Origin of the sequence: Plantactinospora sp. B6F1, assembly GCF_040120695.1 — a bacterium.
Taxonomy (GTDB): domain Bacteria; phylum Actinomycetota; class Actinomycetes; order Mycobacteriales; family Micromonosporaceae; genus Plantactinospora.
Map to the genome: position 1 here is coordinate 151707 of NZ_JBEEAC010000005.1, position 21769 is coordinate 173475.

Annotated in this window: 16 protein-coding genes, 1 tRNA gene and 1 pseudogene; 8 read left to right on the top strand and 10 right to left on the bottom strand. The window is 71.5% G+C overall.

Annotation, left to right across the window (positions count from 1 at the left end; genetic code table 11):
- Nucleotides 1-5 precede the first annotated feature (5 nt).
- Both ABNF97_RS09975 and ABNF97_RS09980 read right to left on the bottom strand, forming a co-directional pair.
- Nucleotides 6-1397, bottom strand: a complete 1392-nt coding sequence (locus ABNF97_RS09975; protein ID WP_349338344.1) for a TIGR02678 family protein — start codon at nucleotides 1395-1397, stop codon at nucleotides 6-8.
- Nucleotides 1394-2962: a TIGR02677 family protein gene (locus tag ABNF97_RS09980; RefSeq protein WP_349338345.1), complete on the bottom strand. Its 1569-nt coding sequence runs from the start codon at nucleotides 2960-2962 to the stop codon at nucleotides 1394-1396. The genes ABNF97_RS09975 and ABNF97_RS09980 overlap by 4 nt, the downstream gene beginning before the upstream one ends.
- A gap of 287 nt (nucleotides 2963-3249) precedes the next feature.
- Between ABNF97_RS09980 and ABNF97_RS09990 the strand changes: the two genes are divergently transcribed.
- Nucleotides 3250-3684, top strand: a complete 435-nt coding sequence (locus tag ABNF97_RS09990; protein ID WP_502930471.1) for an NUDIX hydrolase — start codon at nucleotides 3250-3252, stop codon at nucleotides 3682-3684.
- 34 nt (nucleotides 3685-3718) lie between these two features.
- The gene (locus ABNF97_RS09995; protein WP_349338346.1) at nucleotides 3719-4288 is read left to right on the top strand and encodes a nucleotidyltransferase family protein; all 570 of its coding nucleotides are present in this window, start codon (nucleotides 3719-3721) and stop codon (nucleotides 4286-4288) included.
- A gap of 60 nt (nucleotides 4289-4348) precedes the next feature.
- Here ABNF97_RS09995 and ABNF97_RS10000 read toward each other — a convergent pair.
- Nucleotides 4349-4914, bottom strand: a pseudogene (locus ABNF97_RS10000) (hypothetical protein).
- 184 nt (nucleotides 4915-5098) lie between these two features.
- Between ABNF97_RS10000 and ABNF97_RS10005 the strand changes: the two are divergent.
- Both ABNF97_RS10005 and ABNF97_RS10010 read left to right on the top strand, forming a co-directional pair.
- Nucleotides 5099-5174 (top strand) — tRNA-Arg (locus ABNF97_RS10005).
- A 924-nt stretch (nucleotides 5175-6098) separates the two neighbouring features.
- Entirely contained in the window at nucleotides 6099-6530 is a 432-nt protein-coding gene (locus ABNF97_RS10010; RefSeq protein WP_349338347.1) for a DUF1801 domain-containing protein, read from the top strand.
- Between the two features lie 13 nt (nucleotides 6531-6543).
- On the opposite strand, the gene ABNF97_RS10015 is transcribed toward ABNF97_RS10010, so the two are convergent.
- Nucleotides 6544-7746, bottom strand: a complete 1203-nt coding sequence (locus ABNF97_RS10015) for a DUF5937 family protein (RefSeq protein ID WP_207230450.1) — start codon at nucleotides 7744-7746, stop codon at nucleotides 6544-6546.
- 17 nt (nucleotides 7747-7763) lie between these two features.
- Here ABNF97_RS10015 and ABNF97_RS10020 point away from each other — a divergent pair, with 17 nt between their 5' ends.
- The gene (locus tag ABNF97_RS10020; protein ID WP_349338348.1) at nucleotides 7764-8825 is read left to right on the top strand and encodes an MBL fold metallo-hydrolase; all 1062 of its coding nucleotides are present in this window, start codon (nucleotides 7764-7766) and stop codon (nucleotides 8823-8825) included.
- A gap of 1 nt (nucleotide 8826) precedes the next feature.
- Here ABNF97_RS10020 and ABNF97_RS10025 read toward each other — a convergent pair whose 3' ends face one another.
- A complete protein-coding gene (locus tag ABNF97_RS10025) occupies nucleotides 8827-11550 on the bottom strand; it encodes an ATP-binding protein (protein ID WP_349338349.1) in 2724 nt (907 codons plus the stop codon).
- A gap of 232 nt (nucleotides 11551-11782) precedes the next feature.
- Here ABNF97_RS10025 and ABNF97_RS10030 point away from each other — a divergent pair, with 232 nt between their 5' ends.
- Nucleotides 11783-13066, top strand: a complete 1284-nt coding sequence (locus tag ABNF97_RS10030) for a chymotrypsin family serine protease (protein ID WP_130461826.1) — start codon at nucleotides 11783-11785, stop codon at nucleotides 13064-13066.
- A 72-nt stretch (nucleotides 13067-13138) separates the two neighbouring features.
- Here the strand turns inward: ABNF97_RS10030 and ABNF97_RS10035 are convergent, their stop codons facing one another.
- A complete protein-coding gene (locus tag ABNF97_RS10035; protein ID WP_349338350.1) occupies nucleotides 13139-14080 on the bottom strand; it encodes a YobF C-terminal domain-containing protein in 942 nt (313 codons plus the stop codon).
- Nucleotides 14081-14351: 271 nt separating this feature from the next.
- On the opposite strand from ABNF97_RS10035, the gene ABNF97_RS10040 reads away from it, so the two are divergent.
- A complete protein-coding gene (locus ABNF97_RS10040) occupies nucleotides 14352-15179 on the top strand; it encodes a DUF72 domain-containing protein (RefSeq protein WP_207230727.1) in 828 nt (275 codons plus the stop codon).
- Between the two features lie 63 nt (nucleotides 15180-15242).
- Here ABNF97_RS10040 and ABNF97_RS10045 read toward each other — a convergent pair whose 3' ends face one another.
- The 4 genes from ABNF97_RS10045 to ABNF97_RS10060 all read right to left on the bottom strand — a co-directional run bounded on the left by ABNF97_RS10045 (nucleotide 15243) and on the right by ABNF97_RS10060 (nucleotide 19810).
- The gene (locus ABNF97_RS10045; protein ID WP_349338351.1) at nucleotides 15243-17072 is read right to left on the bottom strand and encodes an Hsp70 family protein; all 1830 of its coding nucleotides are present in this window, start codon (nucleotides 17070-17072) and stop codon (nucleotides 15243-15245) included.
- A 147-nt stretch (nucleotides 17073-17219) separates the two neighbouring features.
- On the bottom strand, nucleotides 17220-17732 hold the full coding sequence (locus ABNF97_RS10050; protein ID WP_349338352.1) for an Hsp20/alpha crystallin family protein: 513 nt from the start codon (nucleotides 17730-17732) through the stop codon (nucleotides 17220-17222).
- Between the two features lie 133 nt (nucleotides 17733-17865).
- Nucleotides 17866-18471, bottom strand: coding sequence for a response regulator (locus ABNF97_RS10055; protein ID WP_130465798.1), 606 nt, complete (start codon nucleotides 18469-18471; stop codon nucleotides 17866-17868).
- 31 nt (nucleotides 18472-18502) lie between these two features.
- A complete protein-coding gene (locus ABNF97_RS10060) occupies nucleotides 18503-19810 on the bottom strand; it encodes a sensor histidine kinase (RefSeq protein ID WP_349338353.1) in 1308 nt (435 codons plus the stop codon).
- A 596-nt stretch (nucleotides 19811-20406) separates the two neighbouring features.
- On the opposite strand from ABNF97_RS10060, the gene ABNF97_RS10065 reads away from it, so the two are divergent.
- The gene (locus ABNF97_RS10065) at nucleotides 20407-21765 is read left to right on the top strand and encodes a cellulase family glycosylhydrolase (RefSeq protein ID WP_207230451.1); all 1359 of its coding nucleotides are present in this window, start codon (nucleotides 20407-20409) and stop codon (nucleotides 21763-21765) included.
- Nucleotides 21766-21769 lie beyond the last annotated feature (4 nt).

Consider the following 21769-nt stretch of genomic DNA (forward strand, 5'->3'; position numbering starts at 1 on the left):
TGTCCTCAGAACAGGGTCTCGGTCGTCGCGCGGGGCTTGACCGCGGCGACGGTGTGGCGGTAGCGGCCCACCAGCGGCCGGACGAGCACCCCGCCCGGCACGGTGGTAACCGCGCCGAACCGTTCCAACAGCGCCACCGCCTCGGCACGTAGTCGATCCGGGTCGGCGTGCCACTGGGCCCCGAACGCGGTCCCGTACCGCGCAAGGATCTCGCCGACGGCGGTACGCAGGAAACTGTCGGTGACGAACGGCAACCGGCCGGCGGCATCTCTCTCGTCACGATCGCCCCCGTCCTCGATGGTGCACGGCTCGGCCGGGCCGGTGTCGTCGAGGCGTACCAGGGTGGCGCTGGGCACGCCGGCGTCGATCTGACCCACCAGTGCCTGCTGCCGGTCGTTTCCGTCCGGCGGGTCGAGCCGCTTGACCCGGCGACCGTCCGGGTCCACCACACGGTCGGCCATCTCCACCGCGAGCAGCACCGCGGCCTGGGCCACCGAGCCGGTGCCCGGGAACCGTTCCCCGGTGAACCCGGCGGTGTCCACCAGCAGCACCCCTTCGGCCTGCCGCTCCACCCGCAGACCGGTCAACCGGGCCACGTCGGTGGCGAGCGCCGAGCCGCGCAGATGGTTGGCGACCACCGGGTCCACGTCGGCGTGGTAGACGACCGGCAACTCCACCACCGCCCGTCGGGCCGCCTGGGCCGCCTGCCGGCGTTCGGCGTTGCCGCTGCTGGTCATCGCCCGGCCGAGCAGCGCCGACACCGACTCGACGTGCTGCACCACCCGGGGCGGCCGGAACAGTGCGAACACCACGTCCCGGGCGACGTCGTACAACGCCTCACCGGCCCCGGGGTCACTGGCCCAGGCGGCGCTGGAGCCGTCGGCCAGTCGGAGCACGCCCCGCTCCTCCAGCCAGCCGACGGCGTCCACGAACGCCCGCCGGTCCGGGCCGTGGTCCGGGTCCAGCCCCAGGCCGGTGATCCGGTTCGCGTCGCCGGCCACGGAGTCGGCCAGCTCGCTGAGGGTGATCTGGATGCCGGCGCGACCCAGCACCGCCAGACACAACGCCAGGTACGCGTACCGCTGCCGGTCGAATGGCCGCCCGGTCCGGGACACCGCCGGCTGGGTGCCGTCAAGCTGGTCCTTCACCCGCACCAGCCGGGCCGTCCCACCGTGCAGCTCCAGCCGGTACCCGAACGCCTCGGCGAGATCCCGGCGCAGGTTGGCCGCGAACCGCCGTACCCGGGGCAGCGCCCGCTCGTCGGGCCAGGTCGCCGTGATCAGCGGGTGGCGCAGCACCAGCCGGACCGCCCGCTGGTAGTCCGCCAACTCCAGGTCCGGGACATCGACGGCGAACCGGTGCGCCGCCGGCCGCAGGGTGCCCGATTCCGCGGTCACGCCGGCACCAACTCGGGACGGCGGACCGCGGTGTGCTGGGCGGCGGTGACCGTCAGCGCGTACCCGTCCAGATGCAGCCGGCCCTCGGCGGTGCGCACCGTGGTGAACCGTCCCGGTGTCGGGGTCAGGGTCAGCCGCACGCCGTGCGCGGCGGCCGCCAGCGGTGCCCTGGTCGCGCCACCGACCCGGGCGGCCAGCGCGATGTCGAGCAGGCGCAGCAGGACCTGGGTCTGCGCCCCGCTCAACCGGTGATCGTCGACCCCGTCGGCGGCCAGCGTGGTCGCCGCGTCGGCCAACCGGCGCTCCCGGGCGAGCTGGTCGCCGCGCAGCCGGTGCCGGCGGTCGTCGACCCGGTCCAGCCGGGCCGGCCGCCCCCGACCCTGCCCGGGTGCCCGACCGGTGGCTACCAGGGTGCGGGACAGCTCCACCGCGGGCGCCTCCCACCATGACAGCCGGCTCGCGATCGCCTCCGGATCCGCGTGCGCCACCCCGACGTGGCGGGGAGAGCCGAGGCCGAACACGACGTCGAAGAGGGCGTGCGCGGCCTCCTGGGTGCCGGTGCGGGTGAACCATGCGGCCAGGTGTCGCAGTTGCGACTCCCGGCTCACCCCGCCACGGCGGGCCTCGGTGACCCGGCGCAACAGGGCGAGGACATCACCGATCGCGGCGATGGTGGCGTCCGACAACCGGTCCGCCTCGCTGAGCTGCTCCGGACCCGGCGGCGCCAGCCAGGACCGTAGCCCCGTCCAGCGTCGCCGCCAGTCGTCCAGCCGCTGCACCGGGGTGTGGAACAGCCGCTCGTCGGCCTCGGCGGCCGCCTCGATCAGCCGCTCCAGACCGGTCGCCTCCACCTCGTGCACCGCCGCGCGCAGCCGCGGCGTGTAGCGCTGCAACTCGTCGTGGAAGTCCCGCAGGTGAGCCAGGAGCGCGTCCTTGTGGGCGAGGAATGCCTCCGGCCGTACGTCGTTGGTCCGGCCCAGGTCACCCAGCATGTGGTAGAAGCGGGCGGCGCGTTCGGCGATGTCGGCCAACGCCCGGTCCAGCCGGTTGAACTTGCGGTACACCTCCTCCGCGTCCCCGGCCTCGTTGGCCGACGCGAGTGCGTTCAGGTCCGCCAGGAGGTCGGCGAAGACCAGCCGGGACAGCGTCGAGTCGTCCATGCTCGCGGACAACACCGACTCCACCGCCCGGTGAGCCCGGTACCCGGCCTCGGTGAACTGGTACACCGAGTGCCGGTTGCGGTACTCCGCCAACGTCGTGGCCCGCGAACCGTCCTGCCCCCGGTCGAGCACCCCCCAGTCCACCAGGGCATCGAGCAGCCGCGGCAGCTCCAACCGGGCCGGATCGGGGCAGTCGGCGTTCGCCTCGTGCAGCGCCGCCAGCGCCGCGGCCACGTCGGAGGTGTGCAGCAGGACGTGGTAGCTGGACCGCGCCGAATCGAAGGCCCGCAGCACCCACAGGTAGGCGAACCGGTTCTCCGCCGTGACGTAACCGAACAGTCGCATCCGGTCGTCCAGCCCGAAGTCGTCCAGGCCGAACGTGGGCCGGGATGGCTGCGCGGTCATCGTCTTTCCTTCCGCCGGACGCGAACAGCCACCCACCCTACTCAGCCGGTATCGAAGGGCGGCGAGGCGCGCGCGGGGCGCGCACAGGCCCAGTACGGGCCGGACAGCCTCACCCGTGGTCTCCGCACGGTAATCGCATTGCACGTGATCTTCCACTGGGACAGACTCGGCCTGCTCGCCAACCACCCAGGCCGCCCTCGCCCAAGCGGCCCAGCACGCCGTCTTCGGGCTGTTCGCACCGGCCAGGTCGAGGTCAGACGCACCAGGGACGAGTGGAGGAAGGCACCATGCCCGAGAAGGTGGTGACGACCAAGGTTCTCTGCTATGTGGTGCGGGAGGGACAGGTACTCGTTTTCCGACACACCGACTTCAGCTGGGAGGAGGTGGGCATCCAGGTGCCGGGTGGCAGCGTCCGCCCGGGTGAGGATCCGGCGGACGCGGCGCTACGTGAGGCCCGCGAGGAGACCGGACTGACAGGGTTCACCGTCGTGCGCAAGCTGGGGGAGATCGAGTACGACATCAGCCCGCTGCGTTTCGAGATCCAGCGTCGTCACGTCTTCGAGTTGGCGCTGCAGGGGACGACGCCCGAGCGGTGGGCGAGCCGGGAAGACCACGACGGCGAGCGGGAGCCCACCCGGTTCGAGTGCTTCTGGATACCGTTACGGGCCGCGCACGTCCTGCAGTCCGGCCAGGGTGCCCTCGTGGGTCGGTTGTTCGACTGACCAGGAATCCCAACAGCGGCAACCAGGGGAACCGATGCGGGAAGACGAACTGGGGGACCTGGTCCGGCGCAGCCGGTGGCTGGTCCGGGCGCTGGGCGTCGTTCGGGACTCCGGCCTGCCGGACGCCTGGATCGGCGCGGGCGCCATCCGCGACGTGGTCTGGAGCGAGCGGTACGGCGACCGCTTCGACCCGTCATCGGTGCGGGACGTCGACGTCGTCTTCCTCGACCCGGCGGACCTGAGCCGCGACAACGACGACCGGGCCACCGAGCGGCTGGTGGCGGCCTGGCCGGAACCGCCGTGGGAGGCGAAGAACCAGGCCGCCGTGCACACCTGGTACCCGGCGAAGTTCGGCGGCGGCCCGATGCCCCCGTTGCGGACCATCGCCGATGCCGTTGCCACCTGGCCGGAGTACGCCACCGCCGTGGCCATCCGCCTCGACGCGGACGGCCAGATCGAGGTGTGTGCGCCGTACGGTCTCGACGATCTGCTCGACGGGGTGTGGCGGCGCAACCCGAGCAGGGTCAGCCCGGAGATCTCCCGGCAGCGACTCGCCCGCCACCGCCCGACCGAACGCTGGCCCGGCGTCCGCGTCGTGACCTGAGCCGGCGTGCGAAGCCCGTGGAGGGTTGCCGCCCTGACCTGCGACCTTGGGTCTGGAGAGTTATGCCGCGTTGCCGCGGGTTGCGGCGAGTTCGGGGAAGGCTTCCTCCCAGCGCTGACGAAGTTTGGGTGGCAGCCAGAGGGTGGGCCAGAGCCGCCGGAGCAGGTCGGCATCGAGCCAGGAGTGCAGATCCTCGACCGTGGCGGCTTCGGTGAGGACCACCTTGTACATGCTGGCCAGGCGTGCGGCCCGGTTCAGGTCGTACTCGGCGTGCCCGGACCAGTCGAGATGACGCGGAAGCGTCACCGTGCCTCCGGTCGGGCCGTGCAGTGCGGCAAGGGTATCGGCGATCAGTAGGGCTTCCGGTCACCGTAGGGCCGGTAGTCCGCCGGCGGCTGGGGCGATGTCCGGCGCCGTCTGAGGTTGGTCGCCCGCCGGACTTCCGGTCGTAGCGCCTGACGGATCGTCTCCCGGCTGTATCCGGTGACCCGTTGCAGATCCACCGGCCGCCAGCCTGCCGCGTGAAACGCCCGCAGCTGCTCGTCCCGCTCGGTCAACGCGGCCGCGCGCGTCGCCTCGTACCTCGAGACAATCGCGTGCAGCTCATCCTCGGAGAACCGGCTCATGGCCGCTAGCCTACCATGCTAGGCCCAGCACGCTTGGCTTTTGTCATTATCTGTTAACCAGGTCGGCCATGCTGTGATCACGTGCGGTCGGTGTGCGATCCGCTGGTGGCGGTGCCAGCGCTGATCACCCCCGTGGCTCCCTGCGGTACGCTGACAGCCGCCGCCAGCTAGCCTGGATCATGACGCCCTCGTAGCTCAGGGGATAGAGCAACGGTTTCCTAAACCGTGTGTCGCAGGTTCGAATCCTGCCGGGGGCACCAGAGTGATCTTGTGCAAAGCAAGCCGTACGGCACCGCCGTACGGCTTGTCCGTTCCTGATGGACATGCGAAAGCTTCTTGTGAATACAGCGGAGGCCCGACAGCGGCCCTCGGCTGTTTCATGCCCGGCCGGAGCAGCCGTAACCACCTGTTGGTTGTTGGTACGCTCCTCCGGCCAAATCGGTAAGCGGGTTGCGATCCAGCACCATGGCAAAGGGTTCCGTCATCTCGAACCGCTCCACCCAACAGTCGTCCCCTATACGAGTAGTTCCGATGTCAGGGGGTCGATGTCTGGGCATGAAGGGAGGGCGTCCAAGATCGTGTTGTGACGCAAGACCTGGACACCCTCTTGACCGCACTGTACGTAAGATCGACGACAGCTCCGGGCGCCCCCCCGGCGGCGAGGCAGACCACCGGTGCGCTGATCCCCGGCTTCCTCACCCAGACCGGACTCAGGCTGAGTTGCGGAAGCCTGGCAGCGAAAGTCACCGATGACCGCGTTCCGCCGACCGTCGCGAGACTGCTGCCCAGACATGCCCCGGGCGACCCGCCCAGGCCCCTTATGCCCGAGCCCAGCGGGACCGCAGCTCGCAGCGCCAGCAGTACGCCAGCACGCTGCCCGCTATATATTTGCCGATATGGCAACAACCATCGACTCCGTGACTACCGAGGTCACTGATACCGCACCGGCGGAGGCCTTCCATACCAGGGCCTTCGATGTGGCTGACCGGGTGTTGGTGGGCGCGTCGCAGGCGCCGTCGACCGACTTCCGGGGGTTCACTTCGTCGCTGGTGGTGTCCCCCGCTCGTCAGGACCGCCGGCGTCCCGGCAGACAGTACCGGATCGCACCGACTCCTGATCCGCGGAAACGTTGAAGCGTTCACCGACCCGGACGGATTCGTCTGGAAGCACCGGAGGACTGAGCCATGACAGACCGTAAGAAGAAGGCCGACGTCGAGCCCAAGCTGCTCTCGGGCGGCAACCCGCAAATCCCCAAGGGCGAGGGGAACGGCCCGGTGCGCGACTACATCGCCGCCATGCCCGACTGGAAACAGGACATCGGGCAGCGCCTGGATGACCTGATCGTCGGCACCGTGCCCGACGTCCACAAGGCCGTGAAGTGGAACCAGCCCTACTACGGCCACAAAGACAAGGGCTGGTTCCTGTCGTTTCGCTGCTACACGCAGTACGTGCAGGTGGCGTTCCTCAAAGGGACCTCGCTCGACCCGATGCCCCCGAAGCCGTCCAAGCACGCCGAGGTGCGTTACGTCGATATCCGCCATGGCGACGTTCTGGACGAGGACCAGTTCCGGTCCTGGATCGAGCAGGCCAGCAACCTTCCCGGCGAGAAAATGTGAGGTAGCGGCCGGGTTATGCCGATGTTGGCTCGCCGCCATGGCCGGCAGCGTCCACCACGGCGAGCAGCGCGGCAGACTGTTCGGTGCGTTGGTACAACACGCGATGCCCGGACCGTCGTCCGGTGACCAGCCCGGCTCGGCGGAGCCGGGCGAGGTGGTAGGAGACGGTTGCCGCGCTGAGGTGGTGACGGGCAGCCAGTTCGCTCGTTGAGCGAGGTGTGTCCAGGTCGTCGAGCAGGGCGGCCCGGCGGATTCCGAGCAGTGCCGATTCAACCGCCGGTGCGTCCGGGGCGGCCCAGACCCGACCTCGCCCCCGCGCCGGATAGCCGAACATTGCCTGGCCGGCTGTTCCGAGCCACAGCGCCGGTCCGGGGAGGAACACCGACGGGACCAGGACCACGGCGGTCGCCGCATCGAGGTTGATGTTGAGCGGACGTCGCATGGTGAACCGCGTACCGTCCCAGTCCAGGAGAGCATGAAGATCGTTGAAGACCGCGCCGAACCCTACCCGACTGGCCACCTCCGCTCGGTGCCGAACGTCCACGTCGAGGATCTGGTGAAGCCCAGGCCAGGAACCGGCCATGATCCGCCGCCAACAGCGCGCCAGCTGCTCGGCGACGCACTCGGCCAGCGTGGATTCTCCGGCCGCGAGCACGTCGGCGACCGCAGGCGACAGCGGAGCGCGGGGGTCATGGCCGGGCCGAGCACCGGTACGGCGCAACACCTCCGGGGAGGGTGCGCCGATCCGAAACGCCATCTGCAGCTGCTGCCGCACCAATTCCGGCGACGTGGTGGAAACCGCCTCGAGTTCCTGCGCCAGCGTGGGGGCGTACTCAGGTGAGACCGGCACCAGGAAATCGGGCACGTACCACGACGAGTGGTTTATCAGTCCGACCAGCACCGCGAGATCGGCGACGTCGGTCAGCGGCCGGGTCGCCGTTACCCACCACTGGGCGTACGGCGTTCGCTCAGGATGGCTCAGCACCTCCAGCCCGTTCGTCAGCTCGGCAAGCCGGGACAGCACGAATCTTGACCTGCCGAGGCCAGCGGCGTCCACCCTCACGCTGATCACAGGCCCAAACACCCCCCGTACTTTCGAAAATCCTCGAATCGTTGGCGCTGTACCATCGCGGGCTGCTCGACTTGCCCGCACCCGATCGACTACCGCTGGTCGGAGCCGAACCCGCCGGCCGAACCGGAACCGTTCGGCGGTCAATTACCCGAGGGAGAGCAGTGAGCAACAGCCGTCACCCGATCGCACGCCGAACATTCCTGCTGGCAGCCACCGCCCTTGGCGTCGGCGCGTCCCAGTTTGGCAGCCAGACCGCCGCGTCGGCGACCAGCACCGTCGCTGGCCTCGGCCACACCACAGCTGGTACCAGGCACGGCCACACCGCGACCGCCATCCGGTCGGTCGGTGGCTTCGACGTCATGGCACTGTACGACGCGGCCGGCTCGTTCTTTACGACCCGGCAGACCGCTTTCCCCACCGCGACACCTGCCGACTGGAAGGCAGCCGCGGACCTGGATCCCGCCGCGTTCGGCCCGAACGACGAGTGGAACCTGGATTTCCGGTGCTACGCGATCCGGCGGCCGGGCGGTCGGGTGATCCTGGTCGACACCGGTGTGGGCCCGGTCGGCAGCCCGGCGTCGAGCTGGGCGCCGGTACCGGGCCACCTGCCAGAGCGGCTTGCTGAGGCAGGTATCGAAGTCAACGACGTCGACATGGTGGTGCTGACGCACGTACATAGCGATCATATCGGTTGGTCGGTTTTGCCGGATGGTACGCCAGTCTTTCCCAATGCCCGGTATGTGCTCCAGCGCAACGAGGTGATGGCTCTGGAAGCCGGCGACCCGGCGCTGCTGAGCTACGTTGTCGAGCCGCTTCGCCGGACCGGGCAACTATGGGAGGTGCGGGGAGCGGCCTCGCTGGTCGGGCGCTCGAACGGACCCGCCGGCCGCGCTGGTACCAGGGTTCGCGTGGTGCCGACCCCGGGACACACACCGGGGCACCAGTCCGTGCTCGTCGAGCACAGCCGACGACAGATTGCGATCACCGGTGACGTTCTGGTGCACGCCGTGCAGTTGGTCAACCCCGACGTCGGCTACCTGTACGAAGACGACCAGGATTCTGCCCGCCGAAGCCGAAAGGCGCTGCTGGCCGAGGCCGGCTCCCGCCGTGCCCTGCTCGCCACCGCGCACCTCAAGCAGCCGTTCGTGCGGGCTGCGCCCCACCGCCACCGGTCGGACAGTGTGGCCCGAGGCACTCGCCGGACCGGCGGCGGCCCGGACTGAGTCATTCCCCGCCGGGGTGCGGCGCATCCTCGGATCGGTGCTGCGGGTCGTCCCGGCCCCACGAGCCGAGCAGCCTGTCGGCCCGCTTCTCAAGGATCCGGAACCCGGTCCGGCGGGCCTCGGTGAGCGCGCGCTGCCCGTACTCGCGGGCCTCGGCCGCCCGGCCGAGGCCGTGCCACGCGGCGGAAAGGCCGAGGAACGCCTCGATCCGCGGAAAGGGGTCGTGGCTGGCGCGGGTCTGTTCGAGAGCCAGCTCGTGGTGCTGCACGGCGTCCCGCTCCTGGCCGAGGTGGTGGTAGACGGTGCCGAGCGTGTTCAAGGCGTCAGCCTCGATCCGGACGTCACCGAGCAGACGGGCCTGAGCAACCGCGGTACGTGCCAGATCCAGCGCCTGCCGGGACTGTCCGTGGTCGCGGTACACCTCGGCGAGGTCGCGCAGGGTGTACGCCTCCGCGCCGCGGTCGCCGGCCTGCCGGTTCAGCGTCAGGGCAAGGCTGAGGTGGTCCAGGGCCTCGTCGAGCCGGCCGGTGGCGTGACAGATCTCGCCGAGGGTGCTGAGAGCCGCGGCCTCGGCCTGGCGTGATTCGGTCTGGCGTGAGCCTGCCTGCTCGGTCTGGCGTGATCCGGCCTGCTCGGCCTGGCGTGATCCGGCCTGCTCGGCCTGTGATCCGGCCTGCTCGGCCTGTGATCCGGCCTGCTCGGCCTGGCGTGATCCGGCCTGCCGCCGCAGTGCCAGTGCTCGGGTGGCCGACTCGAGAGCCTCGGGAAACCGGGCCAGATACCAGTACGTTCGGGCGAGGTGGTTGAGGGTGAGTGCCTCGCCGTCGAGTGAACCCACCCGGCGGTACAGCGTCAACGCGCGACCGTAGACCTCGGCGGCCTGCTCCAGCTTGCCGGCGTCCCGGTGCACGGTCGCGAGTACGCCGAGGGCGGTGGCCTGCCCCTGCTCCCACCCGCTGCGTTCGGCGAGGGCGAGGGCGGCGGTGCAGTGCGCGATCGCCTCGACGTACCGCCGCTGACGGTGCTCGATGTTGCTCAGGCTGAGCAGCGTGCTGGCCCGGGCCCGCGGGTCGCCGTCGGCCTCGGCGGCGCGCAGCGCGTCCCGGGTGGCGCGGGTCAGGTCGACGGTGTGCATGCGCAGCCAGAAGTAACTGCGCAGCGTGTCGGCCAGCAACCATGCGGTCGACCGGGGTCCGTGTGCGGCGGCGTACGCGATGGCGGCGACCAGGTTGCCCCGCTCGGCGTCGAGCCAGGCCATCGCGGTCGCGGCGTCGTCGAAGGCGGGTGCCGGAACCGCCGCCACCGGTACCGGAAGGCGTAGCCGGTCCGGGTAGAGCAGCCTCGCCGCCGCGTCGGCCCGCTGTAGGTACCGGTCGAACAACCGGCGCAGCGCAGCCTGTCGTACGTCTGCGGTGTCCTCCGTTCGTGAACTCTCCGCGGCGTACTGGAGCAGCAGGTCATGGCTGGTGTATCGGCCCGTCGAATGTTCCGTGAGCAGGTGCGCCGCCGCCAACCGCTCCAGCAGCCGGCCGGCGACGGTCGTCGTCGTCTCGACCAGCGCGGCGGCGGACTCGGGGGTGAGGTCGGGGCCGGGTACCAGTCCGGAGAGCCGGAACAGTCGCCGCAGGTCAGGGGCCAGTGCCCGGTACGACAGATCGAAGGTGGCCCGCACCCCGGACTGCTCGTCGTCGATCTCCAGTCCCGCCAGGGTGTCGCGGCGCAACTCGGCGACGTGGTCGGCGATCCGGCGCCCTGGCCGGTCGATCACCGCGGCCGCGGCGAGGCGCAGCGCCAGCGGCAGGAACGAACATGCCCGGGCCAACTCGCCGGTGGCGTCGGGCTCGGCGGCCACCCGGTCGGCGCCCAGGATCCGGGCCAGCAACAGGTGTGCCTCGTCGGCACCGAGCACGTCCAGGCTCAACCGGCGGGCACCCTCGCGCGCCACCAGGCCGGAGAGCCGGTCCCGGCTGGTGACCAGCACCAGCGAACCCGCGCCGGCCGGAAGCAGCGGCCGGACCTGCGCGGCGTCCGCCGCGTTGTCCAGCACCACCAGTACCCGGCGGTCGGCCAGCAGCGAACGGTACCGCGCGGCCGCCGACTCCTGCTCCGTCGGTATCTCGTCGGCCGGCACGCCGAGGCTGCGGAGGAACTGGGCGAGAGCCTCGACCGGCAGTACCGGATCGCTTCGCGCGTATCCGCGCAGGTTCGCATACAGTTGGCCGTCCGGGAACCGCTCGGAGACCTGGTGCGCCCAGTGCACGGCGAGGGCCGTCTTGCCCACTCCCGCCGTACCGGCGATCACCGCGACCACCACCGGCGTCCCGTCGCCAGCCACCAGCTCAGCCAGCCATTTGAGCTGGTCCCGACGGCCCGTGAAGCCGAATGCCTCCGCGGGCAGCTCCCTCGGCACGGCGGCGGGGGGCGGGGGTGCGCCGGGAGCGACCACCGCCAGGTCCGCCTCGCGGGCCTGCACCTCCCGGGCATGCCGCCACAGCCGGCCGAACTCGTCGACGTCACCCCCGAGCCGGGTCACGATCTCCTCCACCACCGCCCACCTGGCGAGGCGGGGCAGGCTGAACGCGTCGTGGATGGTGGTCGGGTTGATCCCCCGGGGCCGGCGCTCGCTGCGGCTGGCCCGCTGCAACTCGCGCATGCTCGGCCAGCCTGCCGACGCGTGCAGGTCATGCAGCCGCTGGTAGTAGAGCCGGATCGGCCCGTCCGGCACCAGGGGCATCCTAAGCCGTCCTATCGGTGCCACCCCCACGCACAACCGGAAAGGCGTCCATCGATGTGAGTATCGCAGCTGCCCGACGGGGTGTCAGTCGCGTGGGGACGCGGTCGGCTGACTGTCAGCGACAGTCCTGACGGCCGCGAGCCCTGCCGCCGGCGCCGCAACGCCGCCATCCTCGGAGCACAGCCATCGGGATTCACCGATGGGCGCTAGGAGGAGACAGCGAATGGAACCCAGAACCCCTCTGACCGGTGGTCGCCCGCGTGGGTTGATGATCGCCGGCGCGGCCATGCTCCTCGCCGCACTGCTGGCGGGACCCGCGAGCGCGGCCGCTGCCCCGGACGCGGTGTCGGACGCGGCGTTGACCGGACCCGCCGTCGACCAGGGCCTGCCCGGCGGAGCCGTGGAGACCATCGCCCGGGCCTATCGTGCGGCGCACCCCGAGATGTCGCCGGCGGCGGCACGCAGCGCCGCCGCGCAGCAGACCAGGCGCAGGCAACTGCACAGCAAGGTCATCCAGGACCCGGCGACGTTCGGCGGTGCCTGGTTCGACCCGCCGTCCGGCGTACTGCACGTCGCGACGACGACCAAGGCTGCCGAGGCGGCCACGGCGGCACTCGGCCGTGACCTCGGTGTCCGCGTACAGACCCACCTCGTGAGCCGCAGCTTCGCCGAACTCGAGCGCTCGGCGGAGGCGCTGCGCGCCGGTACCGACGCCCTCGGTCTTGCCGCCGAGGACAACGTGGGCATCGACGTCAAGGCCAACCAGGTGGTGGTCGCCGTACCGGCGCGACAGCTGTCCGCGCTGGGTTCCCTGGCAGCGGGGGACGGAGTGGCACTGGTGGCGCGAAGCACCGTGCGGGACGTGCCGGACGTCTGCACCTCGCGCAGCAACTGCAACGACAGCCTCCGGGCCGGCCTCATTGTCGCGCCGTCGGGGTGCTCGCTGGGCTGGATGGCGCACGACACCCGCACCCCCAACGTGCGGTGGCTGATGAGCGCCGGCCACTGCTCCACCGGCGTCGGGGTCACCTGGTCGACCGGCGGCACGAACATCGGCCCGCTGCGCGGCGCCACGAACAGCGGGCGGGTCGACGTGTCCTTCATCGAGGTGACCAACTCCACCTACGCCAACGACAGCATCGGCCGGATCTACTCCCACAACTCGGCCAACCGTTTCATTCGGATCAACGGCGCCGCGACCTCGATGGCACAGTTCGTGGTGGGCGAGACGGCGTGCCTGGCCGCGAACGCCACCGACCTGACCGGGACGAACCGCTGCGGCGTGATCGGCTCGGTCAGCGACCCCGACCGGCGGGGCATGGTGCGCGTCGACAACGAGGATGCCTGCGGCGGTGACAGCGGTGGCGGATGGTACGAGCTCAACGCCGACGGCACCCGGATCGCGCTCGGCATGCACAGCAGCAGTTCCCAGTCCTGTCACGACGAGTCCGGGCACTCCAACTTCACCCCGCTGCCCGCGATCGGCAGCATCTCGGTGGACGTCTGAACGAGGGCTCGGTCGTAGGGGGTCCGCCGGGGCAGCCCGGCGGACCCCGCCGTCCGTCCGCCGGCCCGGCGGTTACGGCGTACCGGGCTGCGGCCGTACGAGGGCGGCGTGCAACCGGTCGTAGGTGGGGGCGAGTTCGCGGAGTGCGGCTGCCGCCGCCGGGAAGTCCCGGACCACCATCGGATGCTGCATCGAGCCCACCAGCCGGGCCTGGGCCGCGGCGATCTCCGCCGCCTCGACGTATCCGGCCAGCAGCAGGCAGTCCGCGGTGTCGCTGAGCCGTCGCGCGCCGACCCGGATCGCGAAGTAGATCAGGTGTTCCCGCAGCCCGTCGCCGGCACCTGCCTCCACCATCTGGGCGACCCGTTCCGCCGCCTCGCCGTTGCCGAGGCTGCCCGGTGGCATCGTCGACTCGGCCCGCATGCTGAGCCGCCGGATCGCGGTCGGCACGATCGACCGGATCGCGTCGGCGTCGGCGACCTCCGCGACCATCCGAAAGTCGGTACGCATCGTGTACGGGTCGCCGTAGTCGACGGTCTCCGCCCGCCAGGCGGCCAGAAAGTCGTCGACCGGTACCTGAACGTAGGGGTATCCGTGCGGATCGTGCACGAGTACCCGCTGCTCGGTGACGTCGAGGACCACCACGAAGTGGTCGGCGCCGATCGGTCCGGTCAGCTCGGGATGGTGGCGCAGGTGGCCCATCTCCAGCGGACCGACCCAGACCGGGCCCTGCGCGGCCGCGTCGGCGAGCCGGGCGAGGGCCTGGGCCGCGTCGCCGCCCGCACTGACCGTCGAGGTCCAGCCGATCGCCGCCAGTGCCTGGTCGAATCCCAGTTCGGGATTCCAGCCGTACGCGTCGAAGAACACCGTCTTACCGCCGACGAGTTGCATGCCGAACGGTCCACCGGTGGCGACCTCGATGACCGCCGTCGACGGGGCGTGCTCGCCGAGCAACATCGCGAAGGAGTTGGCGTAGCAGTACGGGCCGCTGCCGACATAGGGGGTATGACGCATGGCAGGACCTTCCGTTGGACCGCGACCGGGTATCCGACGTCGAAGAGCACGCCCGTGCCGGGGCGGACCTCGTACGGGTGGCCGACGCGGGTGACACCCGGCCGCCGTCGGTCCACGCCTCCACCCCGTCGTAGCGCAGAACCCGGCGCGGTGCCGGTATACCGTACCGGAATTGCGGCGGACCAGCCGACCGGTGCGGGGCGGGGCGGGCTGGTCCAGGGCCGCTCCGTCGACGGAGGGATCTGTGATGCGGCTGGCCGTGGGGTGTGCGATGTGGACGCACAAGTCCTGGCAGGGGCGGTTCCTGGCGCATCCGCTGCCGGCCGCCGAGCGGCTGCGCTGCTATGCCGGTTGGTGTGACGCGGTGGAGGGGAACACCACGTTCTACGCGACTCCGACCCGGGAGACCGTGGCGTCTTGGGCACGGCAGACCGACCCCGACTTCCGTTTCGTGATCAAGGTTCCGAAGGCCATCACCCACGAACACCGGCTCACCGGCGTCGACGAGCCGCTGCGGGTCTTCCTGGACGCGGTCGAGCCGCTCGGTCCCCGGGCGCACGCGCTCTGGATCCAGTTGCCGGGATCGTTCGCCCCCGACGACGTCGCCGTGCTCGCTCGCTTCCTGCGCCGGTTGCCGGGCGCGCACCGCTACGCGGTGGAGGTCCGCGACCCTGCCTTCTTCGTCGACCCGCGCGCGACGCGGCTGCTCGAAGGGGTACTCGCCGACGCGGCCGCCGAGTGGATCCCCTTCGACACCACCGCGTTCTTCCAGAATCCTCCGACCAGCGACGCGGAACGGGACGCCTGGACCAAGAAACCCCGGATGCCGCTCCGGACGGTGGCGCTGACCGACCGGCCGATCGTCCGGTACCTCGGTCGCGACGACCCCGCCCGGACCGTCGAGGGCTGGCGGCACTGGGTCGACGTCACCGTCGGCTGGCTGCGCGAGGGTCGCTCGCCGACCGTCTTCGTGCACACTCCGGACAACGCCGACGCGCCGATGCTCGCCCGCCGGTTCCACGACGAGGTGCGGGCCCGGGTACCCGAACTCGACGCGTTGCCGGAGCCGATCCCGGCCGAGCCGCTGACCCTCTTCTGACCCCGGACCCCTGACCCCTGACCCGGGCCCCGGCGCCGCGGCCTGCCGGCCGAGGTGGCGCGGTCAGCGGACCCGGGCCCATTCGCTGGGACCGGCACCGAAAAGTCGCATCGTGTCGCCGGTGCAGACGTACTCGGTCGGCGTCAGCAGCAGCGACAGCGGCACGCTGGCGTTACGGCTGCTGCCCCGGTAGAGCACGATGGTTCCCTTGGCCCGTACGCCGCTGACGTACTCGATGCCGTTGCGGTGGTAGACGTTGGCCGAGGCGGTGCCCCGGGTCCGCTCCCGCCACCGGACTCCTCGGTAGGTCGCGATCTCGTCGGTGGACTTGTTGAAGTTCAGTGTGACCTTGCCGTCCGCCGTGTAGGTCTGGATGATTCCGGCACCACCGCTGAACGGCACGGACTGGTTGTCGATCTTCTTCTCCGACTGCATGCCGAGGCTCCGCCAGGTGCCGATCATGCAGCTGTCCACCCCGGCGGCGGACACCGTCGGCGTGCCGGACGGGTGGGGCGACGCGCTGGCGCTGGGCGTCACCGACCCGCCGGCGCTGACCGGGGCGGCACCGGCCGACTCCGTACCCCTGTTCTGGTCGTGGGTCCCGGCGACGGCGACGGCGACCGCCCCCAGGATGCCGGCGACCGCCAGGGCCGCACCCGCGACCTGGACCCGCCGGGACCGGGACAGCGCCACCCACCGGCCGAACCGCCCGCCCGCCCCGCCACCCGCCCCGGCGGTCGCGGGGTCGGCACCCGTCCCGGCCGTCGCGGGCTCGGCCGGCGGCAGCGGTGCCGTCGCCCCGACCGTGGCGGGACCGCCGGAGTCGACCGGAACCCGCAGGCTGCCCTCGGCGACCACCAGTTCCGGCTGTTCCACGACGCTGGGGGCGATGTCCAGCGCCTGGTGCAGCGCGGTCGCGACCGCCGGCATCCGGCTGGACCCGCCGGAGAGGAAGACCGCCGCGACCGCCGACGCGCCGTCGTCGAGGCGGCCGAGCAGGGCGCGGGTGGTAGCGACGGTACGCGCGACGACCGGGGCGGCCAGTTCCGCCAACTCCTCCCGGCCCAGCGGCATGTCCACGTCGAAGAGCGGCACGTGCACCAGGGTCGTGGTGCTGCGGGTGAGCATCTCCTTGCCGGCCCGCGCGTTGGTCCAGAGCTGCTGGCTGGCCCGGCGGTCGGAGGTGGTTTCCGGACTGGTCAGCCGGGCCCACAGCGCCTCGTCCCGGCGACCGATCACGGCACCGATCCGCTCCACGATCGCGGCGTCGACGTCGAGCCCGCCGCAGTCGGCGAGCCCCTCGGTCGCCAGCACCTCGAAGCCGTCGGCGTTGCGGCGCGCCACGGTCACGTCGAAGGTGCCGGCGCCGAAGTCGTAGACCACGGCGTACCGCCCGACCGGCAGGTCCCGGCCGGCGACATCGACGAAGAAGTTGGCGGCGGCGACCGGCTCGGCGACCAGCCGTACCGTCGGCAACACCTGGTTGGCGGCGGCCAGCAGGGTCGCCCGGCGGTGCGTACCCCAGGCGGCCGGGTAGGTCAGCACCGCCTCGGTGACCGGTTCGCTGGTGATCAGGCGTACCTCGCTGGCCACCCGGCGCAGTGGTGCGGCGAACAGCTCCTCGACCGACATCTCCCGACCGCCGAGCAGGACGGTGCCCTCGTCGACGCAGCGCTTCGGATAGGGCTCGTAGGACTGTGGCAGCGAGAGCGCGGTGTGCAGCGCGTCCCGGCCGACCAGCAGCCGCTCACCGGTGTCGGCGCAGACCGCCGAGCGCAGCAGCGGCGAACCGTCGAAGAGCAGGGGCCTGGGTTCCCGCCCCGGCAGGGCCAGCACCGCGACGGTGTTGTAGGTGCCGAAGTCGATGCCGAGTCTCGCGCCCACGCCACGCACAGCCATCACGGTACGGGAGCGACGTCCTACTGTGGGCACCCGTCCGGCGCTTCCCGATCGGGACATGGGGCGGGCCCGACCGGGAGTCGGCCGGGCCCGCGAGTGCGAGGGTTGGAAACGGTGGTGCGGGTGTCGGGAACGGTCAGGTCAGGTGGTCGGCTGCCCGTCGCCCGAGCCGAGGGCCGGGGTGGTCGGGCTGCCGGAGGTGACGGCGATCCGCCGGGCTCCGCCGGTGTCGTCGGCGTACGCGCCGGTGACCCGGATCTGGAGTACGCCCGCCTCGTACGAGGCGGTGACCGCGTCCGCGGTCAGGTGCGCGGGGAGCCGGAACGCGCGCCGGAACGAGCCGTACCGGACCTCGCGCAGGGTCCGTCCGTCCCGCTCCTCGGCCCGCTCGTCGCGCCGCTCGCCCCGGACGACCAGCCGGCCGGACTCGACCTCCACGGTCACGTCCCGCTCGACGTCGAGCCCGGGCAGTTCGACCCGGACCACCGCGTCGTCACCGTCCCGGACGATCTCGGCCGACGGGGTGAAGGTCGACGGGGTGGAGCCGGTCGACCGGTCGGCCGGCCAGCCGGTGGTGGTGCCGAAGGAGTGGCGGACCAGGGCGTCGAACTCCGCGAACGGGTCCCGCCGGGTCCACAGCGACAGGGTGCTCATGGCTGCTCTCCTCAGGTGCAATCTGGCCGGTCGTCCCGACCGGCACCTAGGACAACTTGAGTCGACCCGACTCAATTCCCGTTCGGGATCATGGTGCTCCCGCCGAGGGGCCACGTCGTGTCGTTCCGACGGCTCACAGCCAGCCGTTGTCGACGGCGATCCGGTACGCCTCCGCCCGGCTGCCGGCCCCGAGTTTGCCGACCACGGCGGCGAGGTGGTTGCGTACCGTGCCCTGCGACAGGGAGGCACGCCGGGCGACCGCCGAGACCGGCGCGTCGGTACCGGCCAGCCGGAGCACCTCCAGTTCGCGCGGTGTCAGCGGGCACTCGGGTGCGGTCAGCGCCTCCGCCGCCAACGTCGGATCGACGTACCGCGCCCCGCCGTGCACCCGCCGGACGACGTCGGCCAGCGCCCCGCCCGGGGCGCCCTTGGCCAGGAAGCCCCGGGCGCCGGTGGCGAGGGCCCGGCGCAGGTGCGCGGGGCGGCCACGACCGGTCAGGATGACCACCGCGCAGGACGGCAGCGCCCTGGCCAGTTCGGCGGCGACGCCCAGCCCGTCCAGCGCCGGCATCTCCAGGTCCACCACCGCGACGTCCGGGCGGTGCGCCAGCGCGGCCTGCACCGCGGCCCGGCCGTCACCGGCCTGCGCCACCACCTCGACGTCGGGCTCCAGGTCGAGCAGGGCGGCGACGGCGACCCGGATCAACTCCTCGTCGTCGGCGAGCAGTACCCGGATCATGCTCGGCCGGCCCGCGCCGGTGCGCCCCCGCTCACCCGTCCCGCCCACCGCCGTCGTCTCCACCGCCGCCTCCCCTCCGTGATCTCGGAACCCGCGGCCCCGACTCGCCCGCCCGACCTGCCGTCTCCTCGGCTGTCCGTCCCGCGGTCCTCTCGGCCGCCCGTCCCGCGGTCGCCTCGTCCGCCCCGCCGGTGGCCGGCACGACGGCCTCGACCGTGAAGACGCCGTCGCGGTGCTCGGTCCGGAGCGTCCCGTCGGCGTCGGCCAGCCGGTCGGCGAGGCCGCGCAGTCCCGAGCTGTGCCGGTCCGGCGCGGCCGGCCCCGCCCCGTCGTTGGCGACGGTCAGCCGGAACCGGTCGGCGTCCCGACCGACCTCGATGGTGCACCAGGTGGCCCGGCTGTGCCGCAGCAGGTTGGTACTCGCCTCGCGCAGTACCGGGGCCAGTTGGGCGGCGACCCCGGCCGGTACGTCGCCGGCCGGCTGCTCGACCGTGCACCGTACGCCGGACGAGCGCAGTACCTCGGCGGTTGCCGTCAGCTGTTCCCGCAGGTCGATCGTGCGGTAGCCGTGTACCGCCTCCCGCACCTCGGCCAGGGCGGAGACGGCCAGCCGCTGCACCTCGGCGGCCTCCCGGCCGGCCCGGTCCGGGTCGATCGGCGTGAGCCGGGCCACGAGTTCGGCCTTGAGCGCGATCACCGAGAGATGGTGTCCGAGCAGGTCGTGCACGTCCCGGGCGAACCGGAGCCGCTCCTGGGTGGCGGCCAGCCGGGCCTGGGCCGCCCGGCCCTGCTCTGCGGCCACCAGCAGATCCCAGAACCAGACCTGGAACCAGCCGATCGCCGCCACGGAGAGTCCGATGCCGCCGGTGATCAGGAGGTGGTCCGACACCTCGCCACCGGTCGACCTGGCCACCGCGACCGTGACCGTGACGGTCGCCGCCACCACCAGGGCCGCGGTCCGGCGGCCGAGCAGCAGCGGCGCGGTACCGACGATGGAGGCACCCAGCCAGGCCCAGGTCGGCCAGCCGCCGCCGGCGACCGGACCGACCAGCGGTACGGAGGCGACGGCCGTACCGGCGTACCCGACCAGCGCCCGGCGCCGGGCCGACGTGGTCAGCCAGGGCGTGAGCAGGACGTACAGCGCCACGATCTGGGCGGTGGCGACGGCGATGATGCCGACCGCGCCGAGCACGGTCCACACCGGGTCCGCCTCGCGGGCCAGTCCGATCCCCGGCATCATCAGCGCGGTCAGCAGCGTGCCGACCAGCGCGACCAGGGTGGCGATCCGGGGGCGGCGCAGCCGCGGATCACGTCTGGGCGGGTCGGGAGCGCTCGTCATCCGCCGATGCTATGCGCCGGCCGCCCAGGCTCGGTGCCCGTGGCTCCGCGACCGCGGCGGACGATTCCCGTTTCCTCGGGGTTCACTTGTAGAGAAACGGGTCACGAGGGTTGCGCCGCCGACGGCGCCGCATCAGGCGTCGTACGACGGATAGGACCGAGCCCAAGGCTCGCGGCCAAACCATTTTCCCCCCAGGGTGTGCGGCGGGACCGGGCGCGGGATAGCTAACATCCCCGCGCAAAATATCGCCTCGGATCGTGCCCGGCAACAACCTGGACCGGTTGGCCTCCGGCCGGCTACCCCGACGCGGGCCGCAACGCTCCGGGCTCGGAAGGTACGCCGTGGGAGCGCGTCCATTTGATCATGCTGGACCTCTTGACGATTGTCGCGCCATCGTATTGAGTCAATATCGATCCGAACGGGCAATGCACCCGACGACGGGAAAGGCAGGGGGTGGCATGTCCGTGTCCCGGTTCGCTTTGGCGTGCCCCGGAGGATTTCTCCGGACCAATGGCGATCAAATAGTTGACGGCGACGGACAGTCGGTTATCTGGCGGGGGATTGGCCTCGCCGGTTGGCTCAACTTCGAGAACTGGATGACCGGTTTCCCGGCGTACGAGCAGGGCATGCGGGGCGCCGTGCGGGACGTACTCGGGCCGGAGCGGTCGGCGTTCTTCTTCGACCGCTTCCTGGAGCACTTCTTCACCGCCGACGACGCCCGGTTCATCGCCGGGCTCGGCTGCAACGTGGTCCGGATCCCGGTCAACTACCGACACCTGGAGGACGACCGCCGACCGTTCGAGATCGTGGAGTCCGGATTCCGTCACCTGGACCGGGCGATCGAGCTGCTCGCCGCGTGCGGCGTACGCACCATCATCGACCTGCACGCGCTGCCCGGCTGGCAGAACCAGGACTGGCACAGCGACAACCCCAGCCACGTGGCCCAGTTCTGGCAGCACCCGCACTTCCAGGACCGGGTCGTACACCTCTGGCGGGCGATCGCCGGCCGCTACCGGGACGAGCCGTGGGTGGCCGCGTACAACCCGGTCAACGAACCGGCCGACCCGACCGGGGAGGTGATCGGGCCGTACTCGCGGCGGCTGGTCGAGGCGATCCGCGAGGTCGACCCGGAGCACATCGTGATCCTGGAGGGCAACCGCTACTCCAACGACTTCGACGTGTACGGCGAACCGCTGCCCAACGTGATCTACTCGCACCACGACTACGCGCCGCCCGGTTACGTCCCGGACGGTCGCTACCCGGGTGTGGCGCACCTGACGCACGTCTGGGAGTCGCCGGACGGCATCGGCTACGAACACGGCATCCTGCTGCCGGACCAGTCCCGCGACCAGTACTTCGACGCGAGCGTGCTGGAGCGGACCTACCTCAAGCGCAGCGAGTACATGCTCCGCACCGGCACCCCGGTCTACGTCGGCGAGTTCAACGTCGTCTTCACCGGCGAACCCGAGCGCGACCGGATGCGGCTCGACCTGCTCGCCGACCAGTTCGAGATCTACACCCGGCACCGGGCCAACTGGGCGTTCTGGCCCTACAAGGACATCGGGGTGGCGGCACCGCTGACCGTCGACCCGGAGAGCCCGTGGATGCGCCGGATTCGGCCGGTACTGGAGAAGAAGGCCCGGCTCGGCGTCGACCTGTGGGGCGGCCGGCACGACCAGATCCAGCAGGTGATGCGCCCGCTCAAGGAGCTCTTCGCCCGGGAGTTCCCGGACTACCGGCCGTTTCCGTTCGGCAGCGAGTTCCTGATCGGCCGGCTGGTGCCGCAGATCCTCTTCGCCGAGGCCCTGCTGCCGGAGTTCGGTGAGCTGTTCCGGGGCATGGACGAGGTGGCGATCGACGAGATGATGTCCTCGTTCCGGTTCGACCGGTGCCGGCCGCGCGGGCCGTTGGTCGAGCTGCTGCGCCGGGCCTGCGCCCAGCAAGCGCCGGTGTGAGGCG